Origin of the sequence: Thioalkalivibrio sp. (assembly GCF_007692535.1) — a bacterium.
Taxonomy (GTDB): Bacteria; Pseudomonadota; Gammaproteobacteria; order Ectothiorhodospirales; family Ectothiorhodospiraceae; genus Thioalkalivibrio.
Genome location: NZ_REBW01000125.1, coordinates 1 through 9,163, shown reverse-complemented (window position 1 = coordinate 9,163; position 9,163 = coordinate 1). Strand labels below are relative to the sequence as shown.

7 protein-coding genes are annotated in these 9,163 nt (G+C 64.0%); 4 read left to right on the top strand and 3 right to left on the bottom strand.

Annotated features, from left to right (window positions below; genetic code table 11):
- Window positions 1–447 precede the first annotated feature (447 nt).
- The gene (locus EA346_RS06575; RefSeq protein ID WP_296756876.1) at window positions 448–1,635 is read left to right on the top strand and encodes a hypothetical protein; all 1,188 of its coding nucleotides are present in this window, start codon (window positions 448–450) and stop codon (window positions 1,633–1,635) included.
- A 393-nt stretch (window positions 1,636–2,028) separates the two neighbouring features.
- Complete coding sequence (locus EA346_RS06570; protein WP_296756874.1) at window positions 2,029–2,283, top strand: hypothetical protein; 255 nt, start codon at window positions 2,029–2,031, stop codon at window positions 2,281–2,283.
- Window positions 2,284–2,510: 227 nt separating this feature from the next.
- Here EA346_RS06570 and mgtE read toward each other — a convergent pair whose 3' ends face one another.
- Entirely contained in the window at window positions 2,511–3,866 is a 1,356-nt protein-coding gene (gene mgtE / locus EA346_RS06565) for a magnesium transporter (protein ID WP_296756873.1), read from the bottom strand.
- Window positions 3,867–4,657: 791 nt separating this feature from the next.
- Window positions 4,658–5,608: a PDC sensor domain-containing protein gene (locus tag EA346_RS06560; protein ID WP_296756870.1), complete on the bottom strand. Its 951-nt coding sequence runs from the start codon at window positions 5,606–5,608 to the stop codon at window positions 4,658–4,660.
- A 643-nt stretch (window positions 5,609–6,251) separates the two neighbouring features.
- On the opposite strand from EA346_RS06560, the gene EA346_RS06555 reads away from it, so the two are divergent.
- Both EA346_RS06555 and EA346_RS06550 read left to right on the top strand, forming a co-directional pair.
- Window positions 6,252–7,121, top strand: coding sequence for an alpha/beta hydrolase (locus EA346_RS06555; RefSeq protein WP_296756868.1), 870 nt, complete (start codon window positions 6,252–6,254; stop codon window positions 7,119–7,121).
- A gap of 252 nt (window positions 7,122–7,373) precedes the next feature.
- Window positions 7,374–8,276: a CHAD domain-containing protein gene (locus EA346_RS06550; protein WP_296756866.1), complete on the top strand. Its 903-nt coding sequence runs from the start codon at window positions 7,374–7,376 to the stop codon at window positions 8,274–8,276.
- Window positions 8,277–8,949: 673 nt separating this feature from the next.
- On the opposite strand, the gene EA346_RS06545 is transcribed toward EA346_RS06550, so the two are convergent.
- On the bottom strand, window positions 8,950–9,163 hold a 214-nt coding region (locus tag EA346_RS06545; protein WP_296756864.1), incomplete at its 5' end, for a hypothetical protein.

Below are 9,163 nucleotides of genomic sequence, written 5' to 3'. Positions count from 1 at the left end.
GTAGCCGGCTGGCGTCATAGGGCCGCCCACTGCCACTGACGGGTCGCGACCCTGAGCCGCCACTCGATCTCGATGGATGAGGGTCCCCAGCCGAGCCTCAAGCGGACATTCCTCACCCGTCCTTTGGCGTTTGGTGCAGGCAGGCTAAACCGGTTTCGCTGAGCTTGGTAGCCTGAATGCAGTAGAATCTCGCAGGGATGCGATCATGTTGCCGTTGGTGACTGGCATGATGGCTTGCGACCCCCATCTGCCTGCAGAAGATACCGCGGCGGGTCGGCGTTCAGGCCTCCTTCGAAGAGCCATTTATTCGGTCCCGTCGGTGTACGATGCTGTCGCACGTTAGACGACCTTCTGCTGTTTTCCCCTTCAGTCCTTTGCCGCGCTGGAACGAAGTGATCGCGGTCAGAAGAAGTGACCGCGGTCAGAACAGGAAGGAGCACCCGCGCCATGAGCGAGTATCAGTATTACGAATTCGCGGCGGTCGACCGTCCGTTGAGCACGCAGGAGCAGACCGAACTGCGCCGCTACTCCTCCCGGGCCCGAATTACGCCTGGGGGTTTCGTCAACGAGTACCACTGGGGTGACTTGAAGGCCGATCCTCTGGCCTTGGTACGGCACTACTTCGACGCACACGTCTATTCGGCCAACTGGGGCACCTGCCGGCTACTGCTGCGCCTGCCCCGATCGTGTTTCGACGAGGGACCGCTCGCGGACTACGCGGCACTGACACCAGAAAACGACCTGTCGTCAGGATCCCCTCCCGCTTTTTGGGCTCTGAGCAACGCTGAACACTGGATACTGGAGTGGTGGTTCAACGACGAATCCCGTTCGCACAAGCGCTTCTGGATTGACAACGATGGTCCTGGCTGGATGACGCGCCTGCTGCCGCTGCGCGAGGAACTGCTGCGCGGAGATACCCGCCCGCTCTATCTCGGGTGGCTTGCGCGGGTCAGTGAAGGCGAGTTCGATGCGGAGGAATCCGAACCGTCACTGCCGGCGGGTCTAGGCGCGCTCACCCCGGCGCAGCAGGCACTGGCCGAGTTTCTCCTGCTGGATTCGGACCTGATCGCGTCAGCCGCTGCGGCAAGTCCCGAACTGCGGTCGCCGCAAGCGGCAGAATCGGACATCGACGACTGGCTGGCCACGCAGGCTGCCGACGCTCTACGTGCTTCGTTGCGGCTGATGCTGCTGGGCCAGTCGTTGGCGGCGGAACGGCGGCTGCGCGCCGAATTCCTCGCCTGGCAGCGCACGCAGCGCCCGATGGTCATCTGCCCGGATCGACGCACCCTGTCCGTCATCGAGGCCGGCGTGGAAGCGGCACGCGGCCTGCGCCTGGAACGCGAACGTGAAGCGCGCGCTGCCGAAGAGGCCAAGCGTAAGGCAGAACGCGCACGCCATCTCGCTGGAGTGGCCCAAAAGGCGGATCGTGCCTGGAGCGACATCGACGCGCTCTTGCAGCGCCGCTCCGGTGCCGCCTACGACGAGGCCCTTCAGCGCCTGCAGGATCTGGCCGAGGCCCTACACGCCGCCGAGCGCGGCCCGGAGTTTCGCCGCGATCTCGAAAAACTGCTGGCGACCCATGGCGGACGCCCCGCCTGGATGGAGCGGCTCGACAAGGCGGGCTTCCTGCGATGATCACTATCAGGGAATGTGCAGTGCGCGAGAAACTGCCACGCCTGGACTCGTGCGAGCACCACTGTAGGACACCGCCTCCCGCCGGCGATGCGGCAGGTGCCCACGATGCACGGGTTGTAGCCGTACTCAGCGGAATCGTCGGTCATCTTCGACGGAAGGCGCAACTCATGGCTCTTGGGGACTCGACTCGACCCTGAGCCGCCAGCCGGTCTGGTTGGATGACGGTCCCCAGTGGGGCCTCAAGCGGACATTCCCCGTGGGCCTCCTTCGCTGAGGGAGCGGTGGCGATGAAAGCTCGCACTGTCTGCCGGCCACAAGGACGAGGGGAACCCCATCAGAGGGAATCGGTCGATATCGTCCGTGTTCATATGACTTGTACGCAAAGGAGACGAAATGCCCGAGACACCGTTTCGCCGATTGAGACGTTCCGTCGTCACGTTGCACCGAGCCGGACTGCTTGCCCCGGTCGCCGGGATGGCAGTGATGGGTGCTTCGACCTGGGCCATGGCGGCCGCCGCAGCCGCTTTTCCCGATACGGGCCTTGCTCTCGGCGACATCGGGACCTGCAATCCTTTGCAGGGTGACTTTGGCTGCGGCCACGGATTCGGCTGTGCTTGCCACCTGCTGCCGCCCGAGGCGATCTGGTGACAGGCACACCATGATGGGATCGATCTTCAAGTCTGACGGCAACGGTGGGGATCGTTTCAGGGGTGAACCCTGTCGCTTGGCACTTGCTGTCACGGCCTCCATTTTCGGTTCAGTTGCGTCCGGCACGGGAGGGCCCCGTAACCGCTGACCCGGTCGCCCGTTACGGGGGCAACCGGGTCGGGTAAGGCGGCTATTCCCTCGGCGGCCTTGCGGGCCCGTGCTCAGGGCTACCCAGCCGGGACGATCAGGATCGCGGTGGCGATGCTGAAGTAGATCAGGATGCCGCCGATGTCCGCGATGGAGGTGATCAGCGGCGCGCTGGCGGTGGCCGGATCAAAGCCGAAACGGGTCAGCGCGAAGGGCAACACCATGCCGATCATGCTGCCGAACACCACGACCAAGACCATCGACAACGCGACCACGGTCCCGACATCGGCGCCGCCACGCCACAGCCCCAGGCCCCATACCGCGATACCCATGGTAACGCCCAGCGCGATGGCCACGCCCAGCTCCTTGCCCCACAGCCGCAGCCAGTCGCGCGGGCGCACATCGCCGGTGGCCAGCGCGCGTACCATCAGGGTGGACGACTGCGCGCCGGCGTTACCGCCGGAGTCGACGATCAGCGGCAGGAAGAACACCAGCGCGATCACCGCCTCGATGGTCGCCTCGAAATAGGCAATCGCCCCACCGCCGAAAATGTTCATGAACACCAGCAGCACCAGCCAACCCACCCGCTTGCGGTAGAGCAGGGAGGGGCGGGCCTCGCGCAGACTGATATCCAGCGCGCCCACACCACCGATCTTGTGGAAGTCCTCGGTGCTTTCCTCTTCCAGCACGTCCATGATGTCATCGACGGTGATCACGCCCAGCAACACGCCGTTGCGATCCACGACTGGCAGCGAAGTGATGTCGTAGCGCTGGATCATGCGCGCCGCCTCTTCCTGATCCAGGCTGGCGAGGATGCTCACCGCCGGGCCGGAGATCAGGCTTTCCACCCTGGCCTTGGGTGCGCCCAGCACCAGGCGCTTGAGACTCACCGCGCCGAGCAGGCGACCGCTCTTGTCGGTGACGTAGAGCGTATTGACTCCTTCGCCCTGATCCGCGCTGGCGCGCACGTGCTCCAAGGCGCGGGCCAGGCTCCACTCCGGACGTACGGTGACGTACTGGGTGTTCATCAGACGGCCGGCGCTGTCTTCCGGGTAGCCCAGTTGGTTGAGCGCCTGCTTGACCGCCTCGGGGGTCAGCAGCTTGAACAGTTGCTCGACATCGTCCTGGGGCAGCGACTCCAGCAGAGCGGTGCGATCGTCCGGCGGCAGGCTTTGCAGCACGTAGCGGCCGTCATCCACGTCCATTTGCTGCAACAGCGGATACTGCGCCTCGATCGGCTCGATATAGGCGAATACCGCCGGCCAGCGCTCACGCGGCAGTTCCTCAAAGGCGCGCAGCATCTGCGTTGGCTCAAGCCCCTGCATGGCCTCGGCGATATCCTGCACGTAAAGCGGCTCGAACTGCGCCGGCAAGGCGCTCCAGTCCTCTTGCAGGATCCGCTCGCGGAGTTGGAGAAGGTCCTCTCTGGGTTCCATGGTCGTTGCTCCTTTGGACGGAGGTGCATGGTGGCGGAAAAGGCAGGGCCAACGCGGATGCAGACTCGGGTGCCGAAGTTTTTGGTGTCCGCAGTCGCCGCTGGACGAAGGAGTAATGCCCGAAAACGCCTCGTTTAGGTAGTCGGACGCGTGATCAATGAACATCAGGACGGTGCTTAGATCAGGATCGGCGGACAGCCGGTTCGTGTGCCGCTGCTCGCTTTCCGTTTCCGTGGTTCGGCGGGAAGCGGGCCTGCCGAACGAAAGCAACGACCGGATACGATTGCCGCACCAACAGGGTCAGCCTTGCGTGTTGGTTGAGCCTGCGACTGCCATGGGTCAAGGAAGGCGGTTCTTTCGCGAACCGGCAAGAAATAACACGGCTTCAAGCTCTTGGGTCAAGTCAAGCCTCGTGAACCGCCTTGCCCGTCATGGGGTCGGCATCAGAGCGTGGCGGGCATTGATCAAGGACAACGGCTGGCCCCACCCGCAGGGACAGGATCATGGTTGTTACGTGGTGCGTGCCCGGAGAGGTCGGAATCAAGGTCCGCAGTGTGTGAGGGGCAGCCGCCGTCGTCGAATCCTTCGGGATGGATCGGTCCGGGCCGACCACTGCCACTGCCAGCCGTTAGGGACTCCAGTCGACCCTGAGCCGTCTCCCAGGCGTCCGTTGCCAGAGACCGCAAAGGACTAGGCTGCGGACACTCATTCCATTCGGGGTCGCTCTGGTACTCCGGGCGTAGTCAGGGCACGTGGCCCTGGACTTCCTCGGTGGAACGCTGGGGGGCACGTCAAGCTCCTGCACCGAACCAGAACGAGTGGCTCTTGGTCAGGAACTCGTCGTAACGCATGTAGTGAGAACCGTCGCAAGAGAACGTGACACTGATCATACCGTTGAACAGGTTGATCGAGGCCAGGCGTAGGTAAAAGGTCTCGTCGGTCAAGCGCAGCGGCCTCAGGGCGCCCAGCAATGGGGAAACGCATTGTTGCGGGATGGCGGCGTCCAGCGGATAGGGAGTCTGCGGGTACACCAGGCAGACATCCGGATCGCTCAGCGCGTCGTGATCCAGGAGGCGATAGCGAAACGGGTCGTTCACAGTCCAAATCGTCGCCTGGCTGCTCGAGAAGTGCATCAGGCATTGAAACACGCCACGCTGAGTGAGCAATTCCTCCATGATCGAGAGCGACTGCTCCAGACTGCGGTCCATGGGGCTTTCGATGCGGCACTGCTGGAAGACGCCGCCCCGAATCGCGGGATCCCCCTTGATCTGGCGCCAATGCGAGGGTTCCTCGTAGAGCTCGGCGGTCAACGGCAGGTTACGCAGGTCGAAATCGGCCCCGAGATAACCCACCACGACACCATTGTCCGCGCGCACGACCTGCAACGCGGTGATCGAAGGCCGGCCCGCGAAAAGGCTGATGTAGGCATCCGAAAGCAGGAAGCCCCAGCTCGGCACGGCCTCTTTCATGTACGGGCGCGAAGATCGGTCGCGGCCGAAGTGTTCCGACAGGAGCCCTGTCTCCGCTACGTTGTCTGAAATCTGTATCCCGTCGGTTCCCAAGCAGTACAGGAAGGTTCGGTGCGGTATGCGGCAGAAACCCTCCAGCAGTAGTTCATTCAGGCGGGTCCGATCCCCCCAAGCCCGCGCGCATTTCTCAGCCAGGTGGGCCAATGGTTCATGCAAAATCTGCGCGAGTCGCTCGCGCTGCACGTAAATGCTGTCTTTCAGCGAAGGCTTCATCTCGTTACCCCCCCCGGCGCGTGGCCGCGCCAAAAGCCCAGAATCCTCACGGTCAGAAAGGAGCTGGTTCGCCGAAGTTCCCGCGCGACCGGGGGCTCGTCAACCGATGCCGGGCTTCAGCGCGAACGGGGCGATCCCACGCGACGTTCCCGGCCGATCTGGAAGATCGTGGTGGTACCGCTGACCGCGTTGCCGACCACTCGCAACAGCACGCCGGGGATCGGGCTCTTCGAGGCCCGGTGTGAGCAGCGGGGCTCCGGGCACCCAGCGGCGGGGCAGGGCCTCATCGTTCAATGGTGCAAGCGTGCCCTCCGCCCGTTACGGGGCTGTGGCAGCGGGTTGAATGTTTTCTGACGGCTTCGTCTGAGATTGTTCCCTTAACGAAATGATTCTGGTTGGGGTTTTGGTACTCCTACAGCAATAACAGCGGCCCAGTCACCAGCGCGTTGTCATGCATGAAGGTGGAACGCGGACCGTTTCAGGAGTAGCCGAAAGCCTTGGTGATGCGGGTCAAACTGCGGTGATTTCGGTATCCCATGCGAGGGGTACCCCGGCGATTCGACGAGTGATGGCATGCGCGCCCCTGCCAAGCCGCTCGATGGCCCTGGGCACGCGCCGAATGGGTCGATACGATACCGGTGTGATGAACGCTGGTTCGGAATCTGTGGTGCATCTCAAGGACGGGCGCCGCCTCGCATACGCCGCCTACGGCGCCGTGGAAGGAACACCCGTGATTGCTTTGCACGGCCTGCCGGGATCGCGCCTCCAGTATTACCCCGATGACACGATCACCGCCGCCGCCAACGTGCGTCTGATCGTCCCCGACCGTCCCGGCTACGGGTTCTCCGACCCGCTGCCGGAGCGACGTGTCGTGGACTGGGCCGATGATGTGGCCACGCTGGCCGACGCACTCGGAATCCGCCGATTCCGTGTGCTGGGCCTCTCGGGTGGCGGCCCCTACGCGCTCGCGTGTGCTGCGACCCTCCGGGACCGGGTTGTCTGCGTCTCTCTCGTCAGTGCTCTCGGGCCGCTCGATACGCCCGAGTCGACCGTGGGCATGATGCTGCCCAACCGCCTTATGCTGCGGCTCGTCAGACGTGCGCCCGCCGTCGTTCGTCCTGGTCTGCGGGTTACGTCGGCCCTTCTCCGGAGGTTTCCCGGGCTGTATCGGCGATGGCTGACGGCCCATGTGTCCGAGGCAGACCGGACCGTGCTGTCGGACACTGCCGTGGCCGGCATGCTCCGGAACGACCTTGCCCAGGCACTCCGCCAGGGCGCCGCCGGAGTCTGGTCGGATCTGAACGCACTGACAGCCCCCTGGGGCTTCGAAATGGACCGGGTCGAGACCCCGGCCGATGTATGGCACGGCGATACCGACTGCATCGTTCCCCAGCAGATGGGGCATGTTCTCGCCCAGCGTCTGCCCCAAGCCCGCTGGAGGCCTGTCGCCGGAGGCGGGCACTTTCTGGTGATCCCCCGTTGGCGCGAGATACTCGATGCGTTGTGCGAATGAGCCCCGTCCGTTGTGCTGAAGGCACACGAAGCACGTTCGGACAAGGCCAGTTCAATGGCAGCCAGGAAAGCGCGCGCCGCATCCGGGCGGTCAAGGCAACACGGGTCCGCTGTAGTCGAACCGCCTGCATGGCTTCGCTTCAAGTGGAGAGAGGGGGGGTTGCCCCAGCGGGTCGTTGACATGACTCAGGATATGGACTGTCCTCAGGAATGTATCCTGAACGTGAACAGGCCGGCCCGTGAAGCGTGATCAATGCCGTACCACCTGAAGCGCAAGGAGCCCGTCGCGGATGGCATCCGGCGCATTGCCTTGGAGCAGATGGAGCGGGCCCGAGATGAGCTCGGCGATGAGGACATGGCATCCGCCGAGGCGGTGCATCAGGCGCGCAAGCGGCTGAAGAAGATCCGCGCCCTCCTGCGTCTGGTGAGACCGTTGCTGGGCAAGACCCGCTACCGGGCGGAGAATCGGCGCTTTCGCGACCTCGGCCGCGCCCTCTCCGGCCCCCGCGATGCCGAGGTGATGGTGGCCACCCTGGAGGTCTTGCGCGAGGATCTGCCGGCCGCGCAAGGGGTGCTGCCATTCGCCGGGCTGTATGAGCATCTGGTGGCCGCGCGGGACGCCGCCTACCAGGACAGCGGGACCCTCGACGAGCACAAGGCGGAAGTGGCGAAGACCCTGGCAGAGGCCCGTAGTGTCGTCGCCGAGTGGCCCCTCAAAGGGCATGGCTTCGCCATTCTGGGTCCCGGCCTCAAACGCGCCTACCGGCGCGGTCGCAAGACACTGGACGCCGCCATGGCGGATCCCACCGATAGCCGTTTTCATGACTGGCGCAAGCGGGCGAAGGACCACTGGTATCACAGTCGGCTGCTCAAAAAGGCCTGGCCGGATATCATGGGATGCCGGGCCCGTGCTCTCAAGGAACTGTCCGACCTGCTGGGAGACGACCACGACCTGGCGGTGTTCAACGCGATGCTGGATCACCTGCCGGATGCCGTAGCGACCACTTCAGAGTTGGATCGGCTCCGCCACCGGGTGGTGGAGCGCCAGGCCACCCTGCGCCGGCAGGCCGTGGCCCTCGGGCGTCGTGTCTATGCCGAGAAGCCCGGCCCCTTATCCAAGCGCCTGAGTGCCTACTGGCGGGTCTGGCGCACCTGACGCGTCGGACCGCCGCCAACCTTCAATGCACGGCATGGAACAGCGAAAGAGGCGACGGATTCTCTTCAACGTGTGGCTTTCCGCACTCAAGGACCGGCCTGCCCGCCGCCACGTGACGATTCACATCGACACCGTCTCTCCCTCCGCCTGGCGGGAAATTGGAAAACCGTCGGCGAAGGTGTCGGGGAACAGCGGGTACCCGAGGGCAAGGCCTTTCGTGTGGCCTACGCCTTGGTCATTGACCGCTCGTGAGACACGCGCCGCTGTCCGCTCAGGGCCGTTATGCAAAGTCCTCGATTATGGAAAGTAGCTCGGTACACCGCACACCAAGCGGCGGAGCACCGCGGTTCGCGTACGTGACGGCATTTCCATAATCACAGCGCGTTGAGGAAGTCGAAGAGTGAGTCATGGGCCCAGTAGCGGTGGATGGCAGTTTCGCGTTGGTCAGGCATCGACACGGCGGGGGCCTGCTCGACCGAGGTGGACCACTGAGTGGCTCGGTTTATGAGGGGCGCTGGAAGCCGAATCACCCACCCATGACCGTGGAAAATTATGTCAAGCTCGTCGCGGGCCTAGCCCCGAGCATTCCGCTTCCTGCCGTGCGCCGAGCTGCCATCCGCGGTAGCCACTTTGCATAATTCAGGACTTTGCATAGCGGCCATTATGTAAAGCTTTACATAAGGGCCGACCACTGCCACCACCAGCCGTCGGGGTCTCTCGCCGACCCTAAACAGCCCGTCAGCGGGAACGGATGAGCGGCTGTAGTCGGACGTGAACCTGCCACTGGTGGATCTTCGGTCTCGATATCGAGACCTACGCGGCCTGCGGCGCAGCGGTGCGCATCATCGCCCGTATCGAGGATCCGGTTGTCATTCAGAAGATCCTCG